24 protein-coding genes are annotated in these 20,605 nt (G+C 66.0%); 9 read left to right on the forward strand and 15 right to left on the reverse strand.

What is annotated here, in order from left to right; translation table 11 throughout:
• Window positions 1-22: 22 nt before the first annotated feature.
• Entirely contained in the window at window positions 23-520 is a 498-nt protein-coding gene (locus ACYR7D_RS03190; protein WP_459548138.1) for a phosphopantetheine-binding protein, read from the reverse strand.
• Window positions 521-1,124: 604 nt separating this feature from the next.
• Between ACYR7D_RS03190 and ACYR7D_RS03195 the strand changes: the two genes are divergently transcribed.
• A complete protein-coding gene (locus ACYR7D_RS03195; RefSeq protein ID WP_459548139.1) occupies window positions 1,125-1,571 on the forward strand; it encodes a hypothetical protein in 447 nt (148 codons plus the stop codon).
• A gap of 381 nt (window positions 1,572-1,952) precedes the next feature.
• Window positions 1,953-2,702: a hypothetical protein gene (locus ACYR7D_RS03200; RefSeq protein ID WP_459548140.1), complete on the forward strand. Its 750-nt coding sequence runs from the start codon at window positions 1,953-1,955 to the stop codon at window positions 2,700-2,702.
• A gap of 146 nt (window positions 2,703-2,848) precedes the next feature.
• On the opposite strand, the gene ACYR7D_RS03205 is transcribed toward ACYR7D_RS03200, so the two are convergent.
• From ACYR7D_RS03205 to ACYR7D_RS03240, 8 genes are all read right to left on the reverse strand, one after another.
• Window positions 2,849-3,715, reverse strand: coding sequence for a glycosyltransferase (locus ACYR7D_RS03205; RefSeq protein WP_459548141.1), 867 nt, complete (start codon window positions 3,713-3,715; stop codon window positions 2,849-2,851).
• Between the two features lie 105 nt (window positions 3,716-3,820).
• The gene (tuf, locus tag ACYR7D_RS03210) at window positions 3,821-5,011 is read right to left on the reverse strand and encodes an elongation factor Tu (RefSeq protein WP_280402175.1); all 1,191 of its coding nucleotides are present in this window, start codon (window positions 5,009-5,011) and stop codon (window positions 3,821-3,823) included.
• Between the two features lie 87 nt (window positions 5,012-5,098).
• On the reverse strand, window positions 5,099-7,201 hold the full coding sequence (gene fusA / locus ACYR7D_RS03215; protein WP_459548142.1) for an elongation factor G: 2,103 nt from the start codon (window positions 7,199-7,201) through the stop codon (window positions 5,099-5,101).
• A 125-nt stretch (window positions 7,202-7,326) separates the two neighbouring features.
• Window positions 7,327-7,797 (reverse strand): 30S ribosomal protein S7, encoded by a 471-nt coding sequence (gene rpsG / locus ACYR7D_RS03220; RefSeq protein ID WP_014353063.1) that lies wholly within the window; start codon window positions 7,795-7,797, stop codon window positions 7,327-7,329.
• Between the two features lies 1 nt (window position 7,798).
• Window positions 7,799-8,173: a 30S ribosomal protein S12 gene (gene rpsL, locus ACYR7D_RS03225; RefSeq protein WP_030525247.1), complete on the reverse strand. Its 375-nt coding sequence runs from the start codon at window positions 8,171-8,173 to the stop codon at window positions 7,799-7,801.
• A 468-nt stretch (window positions 8,174-8,641) separates the two neighbouring features.
• On the reverse strand, window positions 8,642-9,211 hold the full coding sequence (locus tag ACYR7D_RS03230) for a DUF3558 domain-containing protein (RefSeq protein WP_459548143.1): 570 nt from the start codon (window positions 9,209-9,211) through the stop codon (window positions 8,642-8,644).
• Between the two features lie 4 nt (window positions 9,212-9,215).
• Window positions 9,216-9,746 (reverse strand): DUF3558 domain-containing protein, encoded by a 531-nt coding sequence (locus tag ACYR7D_RS03235; protein WP_459548144.1) that lies wholly within the window; start codon window positions 9,744-9,746, stop codon window positions 9,216-9,218.
• Window positions 9,747-9,826: 80 nt separating this feature from the next.
• A complete protein-coding gene (locus ACYR7D_RS03240) occupies window positions 9,827-10,801 on the reverse strand; it encodes an NADPH:quinone oxidoreductase family protein (RefSeq protein ID WP_459548145.1) in 975 nt (324 codons plus the stop codon).
• 348 nt (window positions 10,802-11,149) lie between these two features.
• On the opposite strand from ACYR7D_RS03240, the gene ACYR7D_RS03245 reads away from it, so the two are divergent.
• The gene (locus tag ACYR7D_RS03245) at window positions 11,150-11,920 is read left to right on the forward strand and encodes an acyl-[acyl-carrier-protein] thioesterase (protein ID WP_459548146.1); all 771 of its coding nucleotides are present in this window, start codon (window positions 11,150-11,152) and stop codon (window positions 11,918-11,920) included.
• Between the two features lie 149 nt (window positions 11,921-12,069).
• Here ACYR7D_RS03245 and ACYR7D_RS03250 read toward each other — a convergent pair whose 3' ends face one another.
• Window positions 12,070-13,746 (reverse strand): 4Fe-4S binding protein, encoded by a 1,677-nt coding sequence (locus ACYR7D_RS03250; protein WP_459548147.1) that lies wholly within the window; start codon window positions 13,744-13,746, stop codon window positions 12,070-12,072.
• Window positions 13,747-13,921: 175 nt separating this feature from the next.
• On the opposite strand from ACYR7D_RS03250, the gene ACYR7D_RS03255 reads away from it, so the two are divergent.
• On the forward strand, window positions 13,922-14,413 hold the full coding sequence (locus tag ACYR7D_RS03255) for a SixA phosphatase family protein (protein WP_459548148.1): 492 nt from the start codon (window positions 13,922-13,924) through the stop codon (window positions 14,411-14,413).
• A gap of 9 nt (window positions 14,414-14,422) precedes the next feature.
• Here ACYR7D_RS03255 and ACYR7D_RS03260 read toward each other — a convergent pair whose 3' ends face one another.
• Entirely contained in the window at window positions 14,423-14,623 is a 201-nt protein-coding gene (locus ACYR7D_RS03260; RefSeq protein ID WP_459548149.1) for a hypothetical protein, read from the reverse strand.
• 182 nt (window positions 14,624-14,805) lie between these two features.
• Here ACYR7D_RS03260 and ACYR7D_RS03265 point away from each other — a divergent pair, with 182 nt between their 5' ends.
• The 3 genes from ACYR7D_RS03265 to ACYR7D_RS03275 all read left to right on the forward strand — a co-directional run bounded on the left by ACYR7D_RS03265 (window position 14,806) and on the right by ACYR7D_RS03275 (window position 16,667).
• The gene (locus ACYR7D_RS03265) at window positions 14,806-15,120 is read left to right on the forward strand and encodes a GNAT family N-acetyltransferase (RefSeq protein ID WP_459548150.1); all 315 of its coding nucleotides are present in this window, start codon (window positions 14,806-14,808) and stop codon (window positions 15,118-15,120) included.
• On the forward strand, window positions 15,113-16,093 hold the full coding sequence (locus ACYR7D_RS03270) for a pirin family protein (protein WP_459548151.1): 981 nt from the start codon (window positions 15,113-15,115) through the stop codon (window positions 16,091-16,093). The genes ACYR7D_RS03265 and ACYR7D_RS03270 overlap by 8 nt, the downstream gene beginning before the upstream one ends.
• A 136-nt stretch (window positions 16,094-16,229) precedes the next feature.
• The gene (locus tag ACYR7D_RS03275) at window positions 16,230-16,667 is read left to right on the forward strand and encodes a MerR family transcriptional regulator (protein ID WP_459548152.1); all 438 of its coding nucleotides are present in this window, start codon (window positions 16,230-16,232) and stop codon (window positions 16,665-16,667) included.
• 97 nt (window positions 16,668-16,764) lie between these two features.
• On the opposite strand, the gene ACYR7D_RS03280 is transcribed toward ACYR7D_RS03275, so the two are convergent.
• The gene (locus ACYR7D_RS03280; RefSeq protein ID WP_459548153.1) at window positions 16,765-17,658 is read right to left on the reverse strand and encodes a helix-turn-helix transcriptional regulator; all 894 of its coding nucleotides are present in this window, start codon (window positions 17,656-17,658) and stop codon (window positions 16,765-16,767) included.
• A 101-nt stretch (window positions 17,659-17,759) separates the two neighbouring features.
• On the opposite strand from ACYR7D_RS03280, the gene ACYR7D_RS03285 reads away from it, so the two are divergent.
• Window positions 17,760-18,770 carry an aldo/keto reductase gene (locus tag ACYR7D_RS03285; RefSeq protein WP_459548154.1) on the forward strand — a complete coding sequence of 337 codons (1,011 nt, stop codon included), beginning with the start codon at window positions 17,760-17,762 and terminating at the stop codon, window positions 18,768-18,770.
• Between the two features lie 77 nt (window positions 18,771-18,847).
• On the opposite strand, the gene ACYR7D_RS03290 is transcribed toward ACYR7D_RS03285, so the two are convergent.
• The 3 genes from ACYR7D_RS03290 to ACYR7D_RS03300 are packed head-to-tail and all read right to left on the reverse strand — an operon-like array spanning window position 18,848 to window position 19,997.
• On the reverse strand, window positions 18,848-19,318 hold the full coding sequence (locus ACYR7D_RS03290; RefSeq protein WP_459548155.1) for an SRPBCC family protein: 471 nt from the start codon (window positions 19,316-19,318) through the stop codon (window positions 18,848-18,850).
• Window positions 19,315-19,647: an ArsR/SmtB family transcription factor gene (locus ACYR7D_RS03295; RefSeq protein ID WP_459548156.1), complete on the reverse strand. Its 333-nt coding sequence runs from the start codon at window positions 19,645-19,647 to the stop codon at window positions 19,315-19,317. The genes ACYR7D_RS03290 and ACYR7D_RS03295 overlap by 4 nt, the downstream gene beginning before the upstream one ends.
• Before the next feature lie 32 nt (window positions 19,648-19,679).
• Window positions 19,680-19,997 (reverse strand): VOC family protein, encoded by a 318-nt coding sequence (locus ACYR7D_RS03300; protein WP_459548157.1) that lies wholly within the window; start codon window positions 19,995-19,997, stop codon window positions 19,680-19,682.
• 81 nt (window positions 19,998-20,078) lie between these two features.
• Here ACYR7D_RS03300 and ACYR7D_RS03305 point away from each other — a divergent pair, with 81 nt between their 5' ends.
• Window positions 20,079-20,570 carry a MarR family winged helix-turn-helix transcriptional regulator gene (locus ACYR7D_RS03305; RefSeq protein ID WP_459548158.1) on the forward strand — a complete coding sequence of 164 codons (492 nt, stop codon included), beginning with the start codon at window positions 20,079-20,081 and terminating at the stop codon, window positions 20,568-20,570.
• The last annotated feature ends 35 nt before the right edge of the window (window positions 20,571-20,605 follow it).

Raw genomic sequence — 20,605 nt, forward strand, 5'->3', positions numbered from 1 at the left:
GTTCCCGTCGGGAACGGCCCCCTCAGCAGTGCCCCGGCCGACTCACCGCTGCGAGGTACCCGGCCAGATCACGAATGGTGTGGTGGGTGAGCACGACGATAAGAGGCACCTCCCAGCCCAATTCACCGCTGAGCCGCTGCTGGAGCCGGGCCAGCAGGATGGAATGGCCGCCCAGGTCGAAGAAGCTGTCGTCGAGACCCACTCGATCGACAGCGAGCAGATCCTGCCAGATGGTGGCGAGTCGTCGCTCCAGCTCCGTTTCCGGCGCCGCGGACCGCGATACCGACAGGGTCTCGGCCGCCTCCGGTTCGGGTAGGGCGGCCCGGTCGACCTTGCCGTTCGCGGTGACGGGCAACCGCGGCAGGAGGAAAAAGCGCGTCGGTACCAGATAGTCGGGTAGTGATCGGGCAGCGAAGCGGCGAAGTTCCGCGGCATCCGGAACAGAGCCCCTATCGGCAGGTACCAGATAGGCGACCAGTTCGATATCACACAGCCTCGCCCAATCGATGGAACGAGGCATTGCGGCGGTATGTACATATCTTCTCCACAGCCGACGCGAGCTGGGGTAGAGGCCGTACATCGGTGACGGCCGCGTTGTCGATGTCGTATGCCGCCAGCTCGGTTCGCAGGCCTGCGATTGCGGCGTGCACTTCGGTATCCGGACCGGGCGCGAACGGTTGCCCGGGCAATTCGGAGACGCTGACGCGCAATGCCTTCGCTACCGTGCCGATGAACGCCTGACTCGCGGGCGCTCGCTTCTACTCGACCGAGCGGACGAGCCCGATGGAGACATTTTCACGGTCCGCCAACTGCCTTTGAGTCAATCCCGCCAGTTTGCGCGCCTGCGCCAGGCAACGATCTGGCAGGGCAACATCGACGCCGGGGACGGCAAAGTAGTGGGAACCGTCAGCCGGTCCGTACCGCGGCCGACAAGGTCAAGGCTCACTCGAATCGGAGACCGGCTCGGCGAATCGATATCGATGCGTCCGAAACCGGCCTATGGTGGTCGGGTCGTCGGACTGCAGGAGACACATCGTGGGTGATGACCGCCTGGTTGTGGCCGCCGGAACATCTACACGCAAAGAGCCACTCGTCATCCAGACCGCCGCGGTGAAGGAGTGATCATGGACCGAGAGCCGGCTGTCGCCATTGCACACCTGGTGCGCGGAATACTCGACATACCAGGAGTTTTCACGCTGTCCGGGATATCTCGCGCGTGCTCCGCCCCACTCACCCGGGCCGCGCCCAGCGACGAATGGGTGACTACATACACCGGCCGTCCGGTGGGACTGCCCGATACCACCGTCACCTACCGCGCTACCAACCATCCGGACCACACAGCGAGCGGATTGGTGATACTCACCCCCGAGCCGGTTACCGCTGTCACCGAACGCGACATGATGAACGCGCTACCCCTCCGCAACCCGAGCGTGCGGCTCGATTACCACGGGGGGTCGGGGATCACCTACGAGCAACGGTTCGGCGCCCGAAATGCCTTCCTGCGCTTCGAGAGAGTGCAGGGCCGGCTGGTCTCGGTTACCGTGCACGACGGTGTCGACACCACCGAATGAGGGTTTGCGACACGGAAATCGGCTCGAACTCGGCTACTCCGGCGAGCGTAACGACGATTCCTTGTCGGCATCGCCTGGCTTTCGGGTCTGGAGTCGGTGGTTCTCGTGTGAACGCGACTCTCCCGGCGCACCTTCGAATACGCTGTACCCCAGCGGAGTGAGTTTCCTCGCTACGCTACGCACCGAACGCCAGCGGCGGACCGCGCTTACTCATACGGTGAGCCGGCTGAGGGGCCGGTGACATACAGTGAGTATCGACCATGATCCGAGGATCCACTCATGCGTATGCGGGGGATTTTCAAAAAGATAAGCGCCAGACTGGCCGGGACCCTGCGCGATGGCGCTGGGGCGGCATCATCGGCCACCAGGAACGCCGCGAGGGTGGGTCAGGCCGCGGGTAAATTCGCGCTCCACGACAAGCGGGCAAAGGGTCTGTTGATCGGAACAGGTGTCGCTGTCCCGGTTGTCACTATCGGAAACGGCCTGATCAACGAATGGCGGCTCTATCAAGAGCAGACGACTCCCGAGGCACTGGACAACAACGATCTGGAGGTCAGGCCCGGAGCGACCGGCCTGGGACCCGACATCGACGAGTATCTGCAGTTCTCCCCGACCATGGCCGCACTGGTGAAGACGCTTCGTTCGTCGGGATGGACCATCGGGTACGGCCATGTCCAGGGCGAAGACGCTGGATTCGTACGGCACGCTACCAAGATCGTGACCCTCGATCCGTCCCTCGAGGATGATCCGGAGACTGCCCTGCAGATCTTGGCCCACGAACTGGGGCACGCGCGACCCGATGGCTTCCAGCCCGAACTGTCGGTTCCCGAACCCGGTGCAGACAAGGAACAGTGGATCAAAGGCGAGATGTTCGAGCGGTACCTCGACGAAGCCGATGCCGAGTTATTCGGTTCCCGGTTGCGCGCAGAGATCGTGGCGAATCAAGGGCCGGCGGTTGCGAACTACTTCGAGAATTCCTCGGATCGGCTGTACCGGGACATCAGCGCCGGAAAGACAGACTGGGCCGCGGCGCGGCATGCCCTGGCAAAGGAATTCGAAGCCGAGGGCGAACGCTGGGCTGGGTACCGCACCGAACTCGAGGCGTTCTGGGACGGAGCGACGGCCGACTGAGCACGCTCGGGCCCAGCTTCGACCTGTCATCGCGACACGATCGGGCTCGGCGGGCCGGTCACCGGAACGGAACACGCTGTGCCAATTGGATTTCCCGCAGAAAATATTCAGCGCGCCTGGAAACTGTTGAACGCCCACCCGAGCGGTCAGTTGTGCGCCAGCCGGCCCGTGATCGCCGTGCGGACGGCGGCAAGAACACCACGCACCACCAGCCCGGCGGCGACCAGCGGCGCAAACAGCATCCAGGGTGTTCCCCGATGGTAGTCGCAGTAGAAACGGAGGGCGCTGCGGTGGTGGGTGCGCACCTTGCGCAGCGGCGCCGACCGCATGCTGCCGCCCTCACGATGACGGATCTCCACACTCGGATCCAGCACAACCCGCCAGCCGTTACGGTGCATATCGAGAGCCATTTTCGTTTCTTCGAAGTAGAGGAAGTATCGCTCGTCGAATCCGTCTACGGCATCGAATGCTTCACGGCGGAACAGCATGCAGCATCCCGAAATCCAGTCCACGTCACTGACTTCGGTGACCTGCCGGCCGAAGTACCGCCGGGTGGCCGGGTTACCCGGCCATACCCCACCCAGGAGCGCGTGTGCGATACCAACCAGCAGTGACGGAAACGCGCGACCGGAAGGGTACGGAGTCCCGTCCAGCCGGGCGATACGCGGTCCTATCATTCCGATCCGCTCGTCGGAACGGGCTGTTTCCACAAGCGCCGATATCGAACCGGGAGCCGGTTTCGTATCCGGATTGGCCACCAACAGCCACTCCGCGTCAGTCTGTGCCGCTGCCTGATTGATCGCCGCAGCCAAACCCACGTTGCGACGGTTACGAGTAACGCGGCCGCCGAATTCCTCGACCAGCTCGGGACCGTCATCGGTGGACGTGTTGTCGACGCAGACGATATCCAGCTCCAGCGACTGCACCGCAGTTTCGATCGACTCCAGGAAAGTAGGGAGATCCTCCGCGCTTTGGTACGTGATCAGCAGGACACCGACGGTCTTGTCACGCATGCGGGGACCCTATCAGCGTTGCGTGAAGTCCTCATCCTCGGTCACGACCGAAACGAAAACGGCGCCGCCCCGAAGGAGCGGCGCCGTTTCCAGCGATTCAGCGAATCACTTGATGATCTTCGTGACGCGACCGGCGCCGACGGTGCGGCCACCCTCGCGGATCGCGAAGCGCAGACCCTCGTCCATGGCGACCGGCTGGATCAGCTTCACCGACATCTCGGTGTTGTCGCCGGGCATAACCATTTCGGTGCCCTCGGGCAGGGTCACAACGCCCGTCACGTCAGTGGTACGGAAGTAGAACTGCGGACGGTAGTTGTTGAAGAACGGGGTGTGGCGGCCACCCTCGTCCTTCGACAGGATGTAGGCCTGACCCTCGAACTCGGTGTGCGGGGTGGTGGTGCCCGGCTTGATGACGACCTGGCCGCGCTCCACGTCCTCGCGCTTGATACCACGGATCAGCAGACCCGCGTTGTCGCCGGCCTGCGCGGTGTCCAGCATCTTGCGGAACATCTCGATACCGGTGATGGTGGTCTTGGTCTTCTCCGGACGGATGCCGACGATCTCGACTTCCTCGTTGAGGTTGACCACACCACGCTCGACACGACCGGTGACCACGGTGCCACGACCGGTGATGGTGAAGACGTCCTCGATCGGCATCAGGAACGGCTTGTCGGTCTCACGCACCGGGTCCGGGATGGACTCGTCGACAGCGTTCATCAGCTCGATGATGGACTCGCTCCACTTGGCGTCGCCCTCGAGAGCCTTCAGGCCGGAGACACGCACGACGGGGGCGTCCTCGTCGAACTCCTGCGAAGCCAGCAGCTCGCGGACCTCCATCTCGACGAGCTCGAGGATTTCCTCGTCGTCGACCATGTCCGACTTGTTCAGCGCGACCAGGATGTAGGGCACGCCGACCTGACGGGCGAGCAGCACGTGCTCACGGGTCTGCGGCATCGGGCCGTCGGTGGCGGCGACCACCAGGATGGCGCCGTCCATCTGGGCCGCACCGGTGATCATGTTCTTGATGTAGTCGGCGTGACCGGGGGCGTCTACGTGAGCGTAGTGGCGCTTCTCGGTCTGGTACTCGACGTGGGAGATGTTGATCGTGATACCACGAGCCTTTTCCTCCGGCGCCTTGTCGATCTGATCGAAGGCAAAGCTCTCGTTCAGATCCGGATACTTCTCCGCCAGCACCTTGGTGATCGCCGCGGTCAGCGTGGTCTTGCCGTGGTCGACGTGACCGATGGTGCCGATGTTGACGTGCGGCTTCGTCCGCTCGAACTTCGCCTTCGCCACTGTGGTGTCCTCCTGGACTTGTTGTTGCTTGCAGTTGCAGCAGTGCGGATTGATTTACAAGGGGGTCGTGCAGACGACCGAGCGATATTACTCGCCGGTCGCCTTGGCGATGATCTCCTTCGACACGTTGGCCGGAACCTCCGCGTACGAATCGAACACCATGGAGTAGTTCGCCCGGCCCTGGGTCTTCGACCGCAGGTCACCGATGTAACCGAACATCTCCGAGAGCGGAACCAGCGCCTTGACGACACGGGCACCACTGCGTTCCTCCATGGCCTGGATCTGGCCACGGCGGGAGTTCAGGTCGCCGATCACATCGCCCATGTAGTCCTCGGGCGTGGTGACCTCGACCGCCATCAGCGGTTCGAGGATCACCGGACCGGCCTTACGGGCCGCTTCCTTCAGGGCCTGCGCGCCGGCGATCTTGAACGCCATCTCCGAGGAGTCGACGTCGTGGTACGCACCGTCGAGCAGGGTCACCTTCAGGTTGACCAGCGGGTAACCGGCGAGCACACCGTACTGCATGGCGTCCTGAGCACCCGCGTCGACCGAAGGGATGTACTCCTTCGGCACGCGGCCGCCGGTGACCTTGTTCTCGAACTCGTAGTGGGCGCCGTCTTCGCCCACGAACGGCTCCAGGCCGATGATGACCTTCGCGAACTGGCCCGAACCACCCGTCTGCTTCTTGTGGGTGAACTCGAGCTTCTCCACCGGCTTGGTGATGGTCTCGCGGTAGGCCACCTGCGGCTTGCCGACATTCGCCTCGACCTTGAATTCACGCTTCATGCGGTCGACCAGGATGTCCAGGTGCAGCTCGCCCATACCGCCGATGACGGTCTGGCCGGTCTCCTGATCCAGCTTCACCGTGAAGGTGGGGTCCTCCTCGGCGAGCTTCTGGATCGCGGTGCCCAGCTTCTCCTGGTCGGACTTGGTCTTGGGCTCGATGGAGACCTCGATGACCGGGTCCGGGAAGGTCATGGACTCCAGCACGATCTGGTTGTTCGGATCGCACAGGGTGTCGCCGGTGGTGGTGTCCTTCAGGCCGATGACCGCGTAGATGTGGCCGGCGCTGACCTGCGGTACCGGGTTCTCCTTGTTGGAGTGCATCTGGAACAGCTTGCCCAGCCGCTCCTTCTTGCCCTTGGTCGCGTTGATGACCTGGGCCCCGGAATCGACCTTGCCGGAGTAGACGCGGACGTAGGTCAGCTTGCCGAAGAACGGGTGCACCGCGATCTTGAACGCCAGCGCGGCGAACGGCTCGTCGGCGCTCGGCTTACGGGTGAGGACCTCGTCCTCCTTACCCGGCACATGACCCTGCACGGACTCGACGTCCAGCGGCGAGGGCAGGTAGTCGATCACGGCGTCGAGCATGGGCTGCACGCCCTTGTTCTTGAACGCCGAACCGCACAGCACCGGGTAGAGCTCGGAGTTGACCGTCATCTTGCGGATGGCGCCCTTGATCTCGGAGACCGTGAGCTCTTCACCGCCGAAGAACTTGTCCAGCAGCGCCTCGTCGGACTCGGCGACGGTCTCGAGCAGTTCCTGCCGGTACTGCTCGGCCTTCTCGACCAGATCGGCCGGGATGTCCTGGACCTCGTACTTCTCGCCCAGCTTGGTCTCGCCCGTCCAGACCTTGGCCTTCATCTCGACCAGGTCGACGACACCCTCGAAGGTGTCCTCGGCGCCGATCGGCAGCTGGATGACCAGCGGCTTGGCCCCGAGACGGTCCTTGATGGTCTGCACGGTGAAGTAGAAATCCGCACCGAGCTTGTCCATCTTGTTGACGAAGCAGATCCGCGGCACGTCGTACTTGTCGGCCTGCCGCCACACCTGCTCGGACTGCGGCTCCACGCCCTCTTTACCGTCGAACACGGCCACCGCGCCGTCGAGCACCCGCAGGCTGCGCTCCACCTCGACAGTGAAGTCGACGTGGCCGGGGGTGTCGATGATGTTGATCTGGTTCTGGTTCCAGAAGCAGGTCACCGCGGCGGAGGTGATGGTGATACCGCGCTCCTGCTCCTGCTCCATCCAGTCGGTGGTCGACGCCCCGTCATGGGTTTCGCCGATCTTGTAGTTCACACCGGTGTAGAAGAGGATGCGTTCGGTCGTAGTGGTCTTGCCCGCATCGATGTGGGCCATGATGCCGATGTTGCGGACCTTGTTCAGGTCGGTGAGCACGTCCTGTGCCACGGAAATCTTCCCCGCTCGTAGCTAGTTGGGATTCGCCGGCGACCTCACGGCCGCCATCTGTAGTCAAAGCCGGAAGCAGAGCTTCCGTAAGCCTCCCGACCCCGGAGCGATGGGCCGGGCAGACATCACCAGCGGTAGTGCGCGAAGGCCCGGTTGGATTCGGCCATCTTGTGCGTGTCCTCACGCCGCTTCACCGAGGCGCCCAGACCGTTGCTGGCATCGAGCAGTTCGTTGGCCAGGCGCTCGACCATGGTCTTCTCCCGGCGGGCCCGGGAGAAGTTCACCAGCCAGCGCAGAGCCAGGGTGTTGGCGCGGCCGGGACGGACCTCGACCGGCACCTGGTAGGTGGCGCCACCGACGCGGCGCGGTTTGACCTCGAGCGACGGCTTGACGTTGTCGAGCGCGCGCTTGAGGGTGACCACCGGGTCGGTGCCGGTCTTCTCACGCGCCTGCTCCAGCGCACCGTAGACGATGCGCTCGGCGGTGGACTTCTTGCCGTCGAGCAGGATCTTGTTGACCAGCTGCGTCACCAGCGGCGACCCGTAGACCGGGTCGTTGATCAGCGGACGCTTGGGTGCGGGGCCCTTGCGCGGCATATCAGCTCTTCTCCTTCTTGGCGCCGTAACGGCTGCGGGCCTGCTTGCGGTTCTTCACACCCTGGGTGTCGAGGGAGCCACGAATGATCTTGTAACGCACACCGGGGAGGTCTTTCACACGACCGCCGCGAACGAGCACCATGGAGTGCTCCTGCAGGTTGTGCCCTTCACCGGGGATGTAGGCCGTGACCTCGACCGCGCTGGTCAGCTTCACACGCGCGACCTTCCGCAGCGCGGAGTTCGGCTTCTTCGGGGTGGTGGTGTACACGCGGGTGCACACACCCCGACGCTGCGGGCTCCCCTTGAGGGCCGCGGTCTTGGTCTTGGCGACCTTGTCTCGGCGACCCTTACGGACCAGCTGGTTGATGGTTGGCATAGACCGGCTTTCCTTTAATCGGTTATGGCGGTGTCAGGTCTGTTCATCGAGCTTTCACCCGCACGTCCAACCACGTTTCTCGCGTCCCGAGGTCGGGCGTGTCGCACGCAGTTCAGGGCCCGATTTACGGGCACGCTGGAATCGTCAGCCGCTCTCGCTGGCCTACGTCTGCGCTCGAACTTGCCCGTATCCTTCCGGGCACAGCCGTCCACTGTACTCGGACGCAGGGAACAGGGTCAAAACAGGGGGGCTGTATATTCGGCCCCACCTGCGGTGGGGTGGGCTCAGGGCCCTCTTCGTGTCTCGGGTCTTCGCTCCCGCCGGTCGGCCGCTGCGCCCCCTCCCTCTGGTCGCTCCGGACCCGAGACGGGCCCCGAACCACCAGCGCACACCTCGGACAACACAACGACGCGGACACCCGGCCCCGAGCGGTACGGGGGCCCGAGCCGACGCGCCGGCGAGTACAACTCAGCGGGCGATATTGAGCGTCAGTTCCAGCAGCTTCTTCGCCGCCGCGCACGGGTCGGCCGTAGCTCCCGGCGCGGAGTTCACCCACCACCCGATCACACCGGCGTCGGCGGCGCTGGCCGTCATACCGCAGGAGTTCGGGTCGTTGGGGCGACGCACCTCCAGCGCGATGGTGCCCTGCACCGTGGTCTTGGTGCTGGTGTAACCGAGCTTGTCGTTGGTGGCCTGCTCGTTGCGCAGGGACCCGTTCTCGTACCAGTTCAGGGTGATCATTCCGGAGCCGCCGCCGATATCCCACATGCACACCGCCCCGAAGAACGAATCGCTGATGTAGGTGTTGCCCCCGAGCGCGTCGATGATCTGATCCTCGGTGACCACATCGCATTCGCGGAGCAGTTTGTCGATCTGCGCGGTGTCCACCGATTCGCCTCCGCCGACCGGTAGGGCCGTGCCCTCGACGGTGCTGCCGCATCCGGCGACCGATACCACCGCCACCAGCAGTGCGCCCAGCACCGCCACGAGACGGCGACCGCGCGCGGTTGTCCTACCGATCGTTGCCCCGAGAGTCATCGCCTCACTCCAGCCGTTCGATGGTCAGTTCGGCGAGCGCCCGGCTGCGGTCGCAGGGGTTTCCGCTCGTATTGCTGAAACTTCCGAACGAGGTGGACCATTCGAAGAAATCGTCGTCGAGTTGGACCGCCAGATCGCAGATGCGACCGGTGGGATCGAGCGCGGCGAAACCGTTGCGCCCGCCCACCTCGATCGGTTCCGGCGGCCGGCCGTGCGTGGTGACCCACGCCTTCTCCCGTTCCAGCGGACTGCCCCGGTACGAGGCGAAGGTGATCGAGGCTCCGGTCAGTCCACCGCCCTGCCAGTTACATCCGACCGCGTTCTTGTACGACTGCACGATCCGGCCCAGCCCCCCGACCTCACGCACCTCGTCATCGGTGACATGCCCGCATTCCCCCACGAACGGACCGAGCGCGGCGACCTTCGGGGCCGGACCCCGCGGTCCGTCGGTTTCCTCCGAACCGTTACCGGAACCGCATCCCGTCAGAGCGAACACGGCGGCCAACCCGAGGACTATCGCCGATCTGATCCGCATGCCGTGAACAATACCGACGAAGCCGGTCACCCGGCGGCGACGCAGGTGGCCGGTGCTCCGCCCGCGTCGCCACGAAGGGCTCAGCGAAGCGTGACCACGACCTTGCCCGTGGCGGCCCGGTTCTCCAGAGACGCCACCGCTTCCGCGGCCCGCTCCAGCGGGAAGAGCACGGGCTGCGGCGGGGCGATCTTTCCGGCCGCGAACAGCGGGCCCACCTCGTCCCACTGTTCGGCCAGATAGCCCGGATGCGACAGCATCCATTCCCCCCAGCCCGCGCCGACCACCTCGACGTTCTTCAGCAGCAGCCGGTTGACCTTCACGGTCGGGATATCGCCCCCGGTGAAGCCGACCACGAGCAGTCGCCCGCCCCGTGCCAGTGAGCGGATGCTGTCGGTGAACCGATCCCCGCCCACCGGGTCGAGCACGATATCCACCCCACGGTTGCCGGTGAGTTCCCGGACCCCGTCCAGCCAGCCGTCGGTGAGCACCACATCGGTGGCGCCGTGTGCGCGGGCGACCTCGGCTTTCGCCTCCGTACTCACCACCGCGATCACCCGGCCGGCGCCCAGCGCGCGGGCCATTCGCAGGGTGGAGGTTCCGATACCGCCGGCGGCGCCGTGCACGAGTACGGATTCGCCTTCGGCCAGGCGCCCGCGGTTGCGCAGGCAGAAGTGCACGGTGAGGTCGTTGAACAGGATGCCCGCGCCCTCTTCGAAGGAGATGTTGTCCGGGAGCGCGAAGACCATCTCGGTGGGGGTCGTCGCCACCTCGGCCATGGCATTGCCCAGCAGCGTCAAGGCGCAGACCCGGTCGCCGGGCCGCACCCGCGCGCCTTCGGGTGCCTCCCGGACCACGCCCGCCACTTCACCGCCGACCACGTACGGCATCTCGGGCTTCATCTGGTACAGGCCCCGGGTCATCAACACATCGGGGAAGGCGACTCCGGCCGCGTGCACATCGATCACGACGCCACCGGGCAGCGGGGCGGGTTCCGGAATATCGACGATCTCGATCGCTTCCGGCCCGTCGAGTTTGCTGACCTGAGCTGCGCGCATATGCGACCTCTCTTTTCGTCCACCGGCGAGCATAGAGACGCACCGGTTTATATGTACCAATCCACCCGTCCCCATCAACCTAACGGCCGTGGCCGGCGGAAGTCCATCCCCACGCATGCCCACACCGCACCGGAACTCGCCACCGGCGCCTGCCCGGAACCGCTACGGCTCGCCGAGCAATGCGCCGGGTGTCGCAGGGGTATCGAACGGCACCGGGTACGTCGGATACTGACCACTGCGACGCAGGAACCGGCGACTCGGCGCGGTGCGGTGACACAGGCATCGTAAAGTCGTCTCACAGGCAATACGAAGAAGTACCGCGGCCGGCCCGCCGCGCGAGGAGCACAAGTGTCACTCGATCAGCCACTCGCCCCGCTTCCCCAGGAGGGCAGGGGGTTCGTTTCGACATGGCCGGTGCGAGCCGGCGACGTGGACCCGTACAACCGCGTACGCCTCGACGGGATCGCCCGCTACCTCCAGGACATCGCCTGGGAACACCTCCAGCAGTCCATCCTGGAACAGACCGACCCCACCTGGATCATCCGGCGCACCGTTGTGGATGTGATCCGGCCGGTCCTGTGGCCCGACCAGGTACATCTGCTGCGCTGGTGCTCGAGCATGTCCACCCGCTGGGCCAATATGCGGGTCCGGATAACCAGCGATCGCGGCGGCCTGATCGAAACCGAGGGCTTCTGGATCAATATCAACGAGTCGAACAACATGCCGTCCCGGATCAGCGACGCGGGCCTGGCATACCTCGCCCAGACGACCACCGAACGCCGGCTGCGCTGGCGGCCCTGGCTCACCGATACGACGCCGCCCGAATCCGATACCGATCTGCCGTTCCCGCTGCGGGCCACCGATATCGATCAGTACAACCATGTGAACAACACCTGCTATTGGCAGGCGGTGGAACAGTATCTGGTCGACTATCCGAAACTGGTGAGCGGTCCGCACCGGGCGGTGATCGAATACATCGCCCCGGTACTGGCCCGCCAGCACATCAGTGTGCGCAGCCGGTACGAATCGGGCGACCGGACGACGGGCCGGCCCACGCTTCGGCTCTGGTTCGTGGTGGACGGGGTCACCACGACGGTCGTACGCATCGCGCCGCTGTAGTCACGGCACATCTCGCGAGAGGACCGGGGCCTCGTTCGCGTACGAAGCCGAGGCGATCGCCCCGGACGGGCCGGAAGCAGACCCGGGATCACATCCCGCGGCGCCGGGATGAGAGAGGCCACCGGGTCTGCCGGGGTCCGGCTTGCTCGTTACACGGTTCCTTTGGCCGCCTGGAGAAGATCGGGGCGCGTGGTGAACTTGACCCGGGGACGGCCCGATTCCTTTCCGGCGCCACGTTCGGCCTGGTCGATGGCTTTCCAGCCGGCCCGGTCCACCAGATCGGGCTGGCGCTCCCGGATCAGTGCGCGGAGGGCGTCGCGGTCACCGGTGGGGGCGGTGAGCTTGCCCGCGACGAAATCGGCGATCAACGCTTCGACGGTTTCCTCGGAGTCGATCCGGTTGGAGCCGATGACCCCGCGCGGTCCCCGTTTGATCCAGCCGCTCACATACACACCGGGCAGCGGTGTGCCGTCGGGGCCGATCACCCGCCCGTGCTCGTTGGGGACCACCGCCCGTTTCTCGTCGAACGGCAGATCGCGGACCGGCCGGCCGCGGTAGCCGATCGAGCGCAGGACCAGCGAGGCCGGGTAGTTCCCGGTCCGGTCGGTGGCCCGGGCGTTGAGGACACCGTCCACGGCGACCAACTCGTTGTGCGCGTATTCGAGCCCTTCGACCTTGTCGGTACCGGTCACCGCGGTCGGGGAGGCCAGATACTTGAAGACGATACGTTTGTTGCCCTCCGTCGGCGGTTTCGCGGCGAATTCCTCGGCGAGGGTGTACTTCAAGCGCAGCGACGGCTCGACCTCGGGATCGTCGAGCAGAGCCTGCGAGGCCGGGTCGAGTTCCAGTTCGGCCGGGTCGATCACCACGTCGACCCCGGAGAGGTGGGCAAGAGCCAGGAATTCCGGCGAAGTGTAGGCCGCCTGCAGCGGACCACGCCGGCCCAGGACCACCACTTCGCGAATATTGCTGCCGCGCAGGGCGGCCAGGGCGTGGTCGGCGATATCGGTTCTGGCCAGTTCGTCCGGATCCACCGTCAGCACCCGGGCCACATCGAGGGCGACATTCCCGTTGCCGACGATGATCGCCCGCTCCCCGGACAGGTCGAAGGTGTGCTCGGCGTAATCGGGATGCCCGTTGTACCAGGCCACGAACTCGGTCGCCGAATGACTGCCCGGCAGTTCTTCCCCCGGCACCCCCATCTTCCGGTCCGACGAGGCACCCACCGCGTAGAGGACCGCGTGATGGTGGGCGAGCAGTTCCTCGTGCGTCACATGAGTACCCACCTCGACGTTCAGGTAGTACTGCAGGGTGTCGCGACGGAACGCCGATTCGAACATGGCCGCCACCGTTTTGGTGCCGGGATGGTCGGGGGCCACGCCCGCCCGGACCAGGCCCCACGGCGTGGGTAGCCGGTCGAACATCTCCACCTGGACATCACAGCGACGCAACAGTTCGTCGGCCGCGTAGGCCGCTGCCGGACCGGCGCCGACGATGGCGACCCGCAGGGTCCCCAGATCCTTGGACGGACGAACCGGGGTCGCGATGGGGTCCAGATTGGACTCCAGCGGATGCCGCTCGAACCAGGCGGCATTGATATCGCGGAAACGGGCCAGCGAGGCGGACAGATCGTCTTCGGAGAAGATGGCCTCCACCGGGCACGCATCCACACAGGCACCGCAGTCGATACAGGTGTCGGGGTCGATATAGAGCATTTCGGTCGTGGCGAATTCCGGCTGGTCCGGAGTGGGGCGGATGCAGTCGACCGGGCACTCGGAAACGCAGCTGGCATCGTTACAACAACGCTGCGTGATTACGTAGGCCATATTTGTGCAGATCCTCGAAACTCATATGCGGGCTGGTGCCGTCCGGGTCGCGGCGGGCAGGGCGTGACGATCGAGCTCGGGCCGGGATCACCGGGCCACCTCCATTGTGACGCCGCTTTCAGTTTGCCTCGAGTGTGTTGTGCGTCTCCGCACCGAGGGTGCCTACGGTGTTCTCATGACGCGGTCTCTGATCTTGATGCGGCACGGGAAATCGGCGTACCCGCCCGGGGTGGCCGATCACGAACGCCCACTGGCCGCGCGGGGGCGCCGGGAGGCCGCCCTGGCCGGAGAATGGCTGCGCGCGACCCTGGAACCCGTCGAGGCGGTGCGTTGTTCGACGGCCACCCGCACCCGGGAAACGCTCACCGCCACCGGCGTCGACGCTCCGGTGGTATTCGAATCCGGGATCTACGAGGCGGGCCCCGAGTACCTGATCGAACTGGTACAGCTCACCGATCCGGCCGTCTCGACCCTGCTGGTGCTCGGACACGCGCCGGGAATGCCGTGGACCGCGTGGGACCTGGCCGCCGACCGCACCACCGAGGACGCCTTGCGGATCAGCCGGAAGTTCCCCACCTCCGCGCTGGCGGTCCTGCGCTTCCCGGGGGAGTGGGAGGATGTGCGGCCCGCGACGGGCGAGCTGGTCGCCTTCCACGTACCCCGGTGAGCGCACCGGTCAGCGCAGCAGTTTGCCGCCGAACACCGCCCCGGCACCGAGCAGCACCAGCAGCAGGAAGGCCGCCCAGCCGCCGATCAACCACCAGACCAACCCGAACACCACGGCGATCGGGGCCACCGCGATCACGGTGATCACCGGGCTCTCCTTTACCGTGGCCCACGCCGAGCGGGCCCGGACCCGATCTATTTCCTTTGCCATATTCCCAGGCTACGTGCCCTGTTCCGGATGCGCTGGCGCCCGCGCGATCCCATATGTCATGCCGCCTGGACACCGCGCGCGGCGCCGTGGCCGGGTCGCGCTGAGTACGCTGGCGTTCGGCGGTGCCGCGCGATTCGTACCGCCGTGAGCAGCGGAACCCGGGCGTGGAGAGGAAGTGCGGTATGACCGGAACGGCCGAGCAGAGCAAGACGCTACGCAACGCGGAGAAGGACCGCTACGAGGTGTGGTACGGCACCGAGCTGGCCGGGTTCGCCGAATACACCGAACGCGGCGGCGAAACCGTTTTCACGCATACCGAGGTCGATCCGGCGTTCGGTGGTAAGGGATTGGGCAGCAAGCTGGCGGAGTTCGCCATCTCCGACACCATCGGGCGCGACCGCAGGATCCGGCCGGAATGCGCCTTCATCCGCGGCTATCTGGAGAAGCACCCGCAGTACGAGGCGCACGTGGTACGCGACGGTCTCGGCGGTGAGTGACCTCGACCCCCACCCCGCCGAGACACTGTGCGAACCGGCCCGTGGACCAGGGCCGGTGGTACACCTGTATCCGGCGCGGGAGGTGCCACTGGGCGGTGTCCGTGGTACCTATGTCGAGCGGACACTGCCACAGCGTGATCTCCCCACTGTCGGCGCCTGGTGTTTTCTCGACTATTTCGGCGCCCCCACCGTCACCACCACGGGCCTGCCGCCCGATATCGACCCGCATCCGCATATCGGGCTGCAAACCGTCACCTGGCCGTTGGAAGGGATGATCCGGCACCGGGATTCGGTACGTTCGGACGTGCTCATCGAGCCCGGTCAGCTGAACCTGATGACCTCGGGCCACGGGATCGCCCATTCGGAATACACCGTGCCCGACGCGCCCGCGGGGCGCGGACTGCAATTGTGGATCGCTTTGCCGGAGGCCCACCGCGATATCGCGCCGCATTTCGAACAGCACCGTGGTCTGCCCGTCTATCGCGCGCCGGGCCTGCGTGCCACCGTGCTGCTGGGCTCGCTGGCCGGGGTGAGCTCACCGGCGCTGGTCTACACCCCCCTGGTGGGCGCCGATATCGAGATCGATCCGGCCGCCACGGTCACCCTGCCATTGAACCGGGAGTTCGAATACGCCGTGCTGGTGATCGAGGGCTCGGTGACCGTCGCCGGGACCGAGTCGGCACCGGGCCCGCTGCTGTATCTGGGTACCGGTCGTGCGGATCTCGAACTGTCCACCGATTCGGGCGGCCGCTTCGCGCTGATCGGCGGGGAACCGCTGACCGAGGAGCTGGTGATGTGGTGGAACTTCGTCGCCCGTGACCACGCGGAGATCGCCGCGGCGCGGACGGACTGGGAAAGTCACCACACCGCCCGTTTCGGGGATATCGCCGGTCATACCCCCGAGCAGCGGATTCCCGCGCCGCCGTTGCCGGGAGGGCAGCTGAAACCGCGCCGCCGCCGGATACCCGGCTGAGAATACGTGTTTCCCCTTGCTTGGAGTCCACTCCAGGTGGATAGCGTTGTCATGTTCGGCGCGAGAATCCGCGCACCGTCTCGACGCGATGCGGCGCAACGGATCCGGCGAGAATTCGATGAGGAAGGCGGCGGGAATGTTTTCCGAACCGGAACGCGATGATCCCGGCCGGGAGATACCGCGCTATTCGATCGGCGCCGCGGCCCGGCACTGCGGCCTGAGCCGGGACACGCTGCGCTGGTACGAACGTATCGGCCTGCTGTCCCATATCGGTCGCGACCACACGGGCAAGCGCCGGTTCAGCGATCGGGATCTGGATTGGCTGACCCTGATCACCCGGTTGCGCGCCACCGGTATGTCGGTGGCCGATATGATCCGCTACGCGGAGCTGGTGCGGGCAGGGGAGAACACGGTGCCCGAACGGCTGGCCATGTTCCGCGCGACCCGCGCCGAGGTCCTCGACCGGATCGCCGAACTACAGCAGACCGTGACGGTGCTGGATCACAAGATCGCGATCTACGAGCAGCACACCGCGCGTGAGACCGCCCGGTCCTCCGATAACGCCGCATCGTGAAGGGACCCCACCTCACACCATCACGGTGAGCACCGAGGAATCCGGGCCGGCGTCCAGGGACCCGATCGGATGGGTACGAGTGAGTTCTACGGGCCCGCTACGCGGATATGTCCTTCACCTCGGCGGGCCGTGAGGCGGGCGCTTCCTGATCCGGCCGGCCCAGCCGCTGGGTACCGATAACACGTAACAGTTCCATCTTCTGCGCGGCATCGGTGCCCGGTAGCGGCCAATAGACGAGCAGCCGCTGGGTGGCGCTGGGGGTGAGCAAGGTTTCGCAGGCGAGATCGATCACGCCGACCTCCGGATGCACGATGCTCTTGACGTCGGAGAGCCGCACCGCGACTTCGTGCTCGTTCCACAACCGGTCGAATTCCGCGCTGGCCGACCGCAACGCTCCGATGAACTCCAGCACGTCGGGGTCCTTCGCCCGCCGGGCGGCGGTGGCGCGCAGATCGGCGACCTGCCGGCGCGACATCCCCGCCACATCCGCCGCCGGGAAACGTTGCCGTACGGCCGGCTCGGTGAACCAGCGCCAGGCGTGGAAGCGTTCCCATCCGCGCCGACCCGTCAGTTCCCCGAGGAGGAGCACGTGCATCCGGTTCTGTGCGAGCGTTTCCCCGAGATCGGTGATCACGGCGGCCGCTGTGTCGTCCAGTTTCGCCAGGACATGCATCGTTCCCGGCCCCACATGCTTGTCCGGCCGGTCGACGCCCGGCGGAGCCTGATCGCACAGCAGATAGACGTGATCGCGTTCGTCGGTGGTGAATCGCAGCGCCCGCGTCAGGGCAGCGAGTACCTGGGTGGAGGGGCGCGGGCCCCGGGCCTGTTCCAGACGGGTGTAGTAGTCGGTGGAGATACCGGCGAGTTGCGCCACCTCGTCGCGGCGCAGCCCCGGTGTCCGGCGGCGCACGCCGGGCGGCAGCCCCACCGCCGCGGGGGTCAACTGTTCGCGGCGGCGGCGGAGGAAATCGGCGAGTTCGCTGCGATCCATACGTTCACCTTCTCCCGCCCCGGCCCGGGTAGCCAGGGATCATCGCTCCCCCGATAAAGGGTCTCTGCCTCGCCCACGAATGTTTCATCACGCTGAGAGGTATGACGAACACGCAGACACAGAGTGCCCGGCTGGGCAGCAACGGACCGGTCGTCGAGCGTATCGGGCTCGGCGCGATGGGCATGTCGGGTGCCTACGGCCCCGCCGACGACACCGAGTCGGTGGCGACCGTACGGGCCGCCCTCGGTTCCGGTGTCCGTCTCATCGATACCGGCGATTTCTACGGTATGGGCCACAACGAGATGCTGATCGGCCGGGCCATCGCCGAACGGCCGCGCGAGGAGACGGTTCTCAGCGTCAAATTCGGCGCCCTGCTGGGCCCGGACATCAGCTGGCAGGGTTTCGATGCCCGCCCGGCAGCGGTGAAGAGTTCCCTGGCCTACAGTTTGCGCCGGCTCGGGGTGGACTACGTCGATATCTACCGCCCGGCGCGGCTGGATCCCACAGTCCCGATCGAGGACACCGTGGGCGCGATCGCCGAACTGGTCGAAGCCGGGTACGTGCGGCATATCGGCCTGTCCGAGGTCGGGGCCGAAACACTGCGCCGGGCGGCCGCGGTCCACCCGATAGCCGATCTGCAGATCGAGTACTCGCTGTTCTCTCGTGGTATCGAGGCCGAGATCCTGCCCGTGTGCCGGGAACTCGGTATCGGGATCACCGCCTACGGTGTGCTCTCCCGGGGTCTGCTCAGCGATTCGATGCGCACCCGCACCGGTTTCGCGCGGTCGGATTTCCGCGCTCACAGCCCGCGTTTCCAGGACGCGAACCTCACCGCCAACCTGGAACTCGTCGACGCCTTGGCCGGTATCGCCGGAGAAAAGGGTGTCTCCACCGCCCAACTGGCAATCGCCTGGGTGCTCGGCCGCGGCGACGATATCGTTCCGGTGATCGGAGCACGCACCCGCTCCCGCTGGTCGGAAGCGCTGGCGGCGCTCACCGTCGCACTCACTCCGGATGATCTCGCCACCATCGAAGCCGCAGTCCCGGCGGGTGCGGTGACGGGCAGCCGCTACGCGGAAGCGCAGATGGCTGTGCTCGACAGCGAACGCTGAACAGATACGTACCCGCGGGGTACCGGTCCCGCCCCGATCCCCTTTCCGGACCGGGGCGGGGCTCGCCGGCCGGACGCCTATGCCAGCAGCGCGTCCAGCGCCCGATAGCTGGCCTCCAACCCTTCCGCCATACCGGACCGCAGCATGCCGTCGCGTTCCTCCGGGGTGTGGAACTGACTCACGGTGACGACCTTCGTCCGCCCGTCCCCCAGGTCTTCGAAGGTCGCCGCATCGATGGCGACGTGCGCGGGCATTCCGTCCCATTCGAAGGATTGCACGATCCGCTCCTGCGGCACGATCTCCCGGAATCGGCCTTCGAAACCGTGGGTTTCGCCCTCGGAGTGCTCGACGAAACGCCAGTGCCCGCCGGGGCGGAATTCCCAGCGCTCGATATCGAGCCGGTTGCCCCGCCCCCACCACTGGGCCAGCTGCTCGACCCGGCTGTAGGCGGCCCAGACGCGCTCGCGGGAGGCATTGAAGATTCGTTCGATCCGGATCTCGCGGTCGGCTTCGGGAGTGACGACGGCTTGTTCGGTGGCAGTACTCATTGTTCGTGCTCCGTTCGTTGCAGGAATTCGCCGAGACGGTCCATACGTGCTTCCAGCATCTGCCGGTAGCCCTGCAGCCAGGCCACCTCCCGGTGGAAGACATCGGGCTCGATGCGGCAGTACCGGACCCGGCCTTTTTTCTCCGTGCTCACCATGCCCGCGTCTTCGAGCAGCCGGATGTGCTTCTTGATGCCGGTGAGGGTCATCGAGAAGTCGTCCGCCAGCTCGCTGACGGTCGCGGGACCACGACCGAGCCGCTCGAGGATGCCCCGTCGGGTGGGGTCCGCGAGCGCCCCGAAGGAGGCATCCAAGAAGTCATACTGAACCATCTAGTTCAGTATTGAGGAGCGTGGCGAACCTGTCAACAGGACACGGTGAACATCTCGTAGCTGTGCCCCTCAGGGGAGCGGACGTACACGCCTCGCCCGCCACCGAGGTGGTTGATCCCCCGATCCCAGCCACCCTCCGGACCGGAGCCGAACGGCACTTCGGGACGTCGCGCCAACTCGTCGAGCACGGCATCGAAGGTGCTGTCGCCGACGCGGAACCCGTAGTGGCCGGGCGCGACGCGGCCGCGTTCGTCGAAATCGAAGGTGAGCTCGGCATTGACCCGCACCGGCACGATCAGGTGGTCCAGCACCACGCGGGGTCGCCCCGCGGCCATTTCCCCATACTGCACAGCAACTCCTTTTTACGTGTGATTCGCACATATTATATCTGTGAAACGCATGCATATTTCCGGGCGCGATAGATTGGGTGGATGAGCGGCAGCGCCAATCCCGCAGACGGCGGGCCCGCCCTGTTCCGGGTGGTTCGATTCTGGTCCCGGCGCTGGATCCAGCGCGGCGCCACCGATGCCGCACCGGATCTCCGGCACGCGCAACACATCCAGGTCGTGGAAGCGGTGGCCGGGGCGGCCGATTCCCCGGACGAAGCCACCATCACCGCGGTCGCCCATCAACTCGGCCTCGATCACTCGGGCGCGAGCCGGATGGTGCGCGACGCCACCGCCGCCGGTTACCTGGCACGCCGCGAATCCGAAGTAGACCGCCGGCGCACCGCGCTCGGGCTGACCCCTGCGGGCCGGCGCCTGCTGGCCGACGCCCACGATTGGCAACGCGAAGTCTTCGACCGGTTGACCGGCCACTGGTCCCCCGCCGATCGCCGCCGATTCGCCGGCTACCTACAGCGACTGGCCGACGAACTCCCCCACCTCACCACCGATAACCGGGGAACTCCCCCGCGGAGGTGAGGACTCACCGCCCGAGCCGGCGACAGCGGCCGACG

The sequence above is a fragment of the Nocardia sp. X0981 genome (assembly GCF_977089955.1).

Coding starts and splice junctions, on each gene's coding strand:
- ACYR7D_RS03190 (WP_459548138.1), bottom strand. CDS start 520: ATGCCTCGTTCCATCGATTGGGCGAGGCTGTGTGATATCGAACTGGTC.
- ACYR7D_RS03195 (WP_459548139.1), top strand. CDS start 1,125: ATGGACCGAGAGCCGGCTGTCGCCATTGCACACCTGGTGCGCGGAATA.
- ACYR7D_RS03205 (WP_459548141.1), bottom strand. CDS start 3,715: ATGCGTGACAAGACCGTCGGTGTCCTGCTGATCACGTACCAAAGCGCG.
- rpsG (WP_014353063.1), bottom strand. CDS start 7,797: ATGCCGCGCAAGGGCCCCGCACCCAAGCGTCCGCTGATCAACGACCCG.
- rpsL (WP_030525247.1), bottom strand. CDS start 8,173: ATGCCAACCATCAACCAGCTGGTCCGTAAGGGTCGCCGAGACAAGGTC.
- ACYR7D_RS03230 (WP_459548143.1), bottom strand. CDS start 9,211: ATGACTCTCGGGGCAACGATCGGTAGGACAACCGCGCGCGGTCGCCGT.
- ACYR7D_RS03235 (WP_459548144.1), bottom strand. CDS start 9,746: ATGCGGATCAGATCGGCGATAGTCCTCGGGTTGGCCGCCGTGTTCGCT.
- ACYR7D_RS03240 (WP_459548145.1), bottom strand. CDS start 10,801: ATGCGCGCAGCTCAGGTCAGCAAACTCGACGGGCCGGAAGCGATCGAG.
- ACYR7D_RS03250 (WP_459548147.1), bottom strand. CDS start 13,746: ATGGCCTACGTAATCACGCAGCGTTGTTGTAACGATGCCAGCTGCGTT.
- ACYR7D_RS03255 (WP_459548148.1), top strand. CDS start 13,922: ATGACGCGGTCTCTGATCTTGATGCGGCACGGGAAATCGGCGTACCCG.
- ACYR7D_RS03260 (WP_459548149.1), bottom strand. CDS start 14,623: ATGGCAAAGGAAATAGATCGGGTCCGGGCCCGCTCGGCGTGGGCCACG.
- ACYR7D_RS03265 (WP_459548150.1), top strand. CDS start 14,806: ATGACCGGAACGGCCGAGCAGAGCAAGACGCTACGCAACGCGGAGAAG.
- ACYR7D_RS03275 (WP_459548152.1), top strand. CDS start 16,230: ATGTTTTCCGAACCGGAACGCGATGATCCCGGCCGGGAGATACCGCGC.
- ACYR7D_RS03280 (WP_459548153.1), bottom strand. CDS start 17,658: ATGGATCGCAGCGAACTCGCCGATTTCCTCCGCCGCCGCCGCGAACAG.
- ACYR7D_RS03285 (WP_459548154.1), top strand. CDS start 17,760: ATGACGAACACGCAGACACAGAGTGCCCGGCTGGGCAGCAACGGACCG.
- ACYR7D_RS03290 (WP_459548155.1), bottom strand. CDS start 19,318: ATGAGTACTGCCACCGAACAAGCCGTCGTCACTCCCGAAGCCGACCGC.
- ACYR7D_RS03295 (WP_459548156.1), bottom strand. CDS start 19,647: ATGGTTCAGTATGACTTCTTGGATGCCTCCTTCGGGGCGCTCGCGGAC.
- ACYR7D_RS03305 (WP_459548158.1), top strand. CDS start 20,079: ATGAGCGGCAGCGCCAATCCCGCAGACGGCGGGCCCGCCCTGTTCCGG.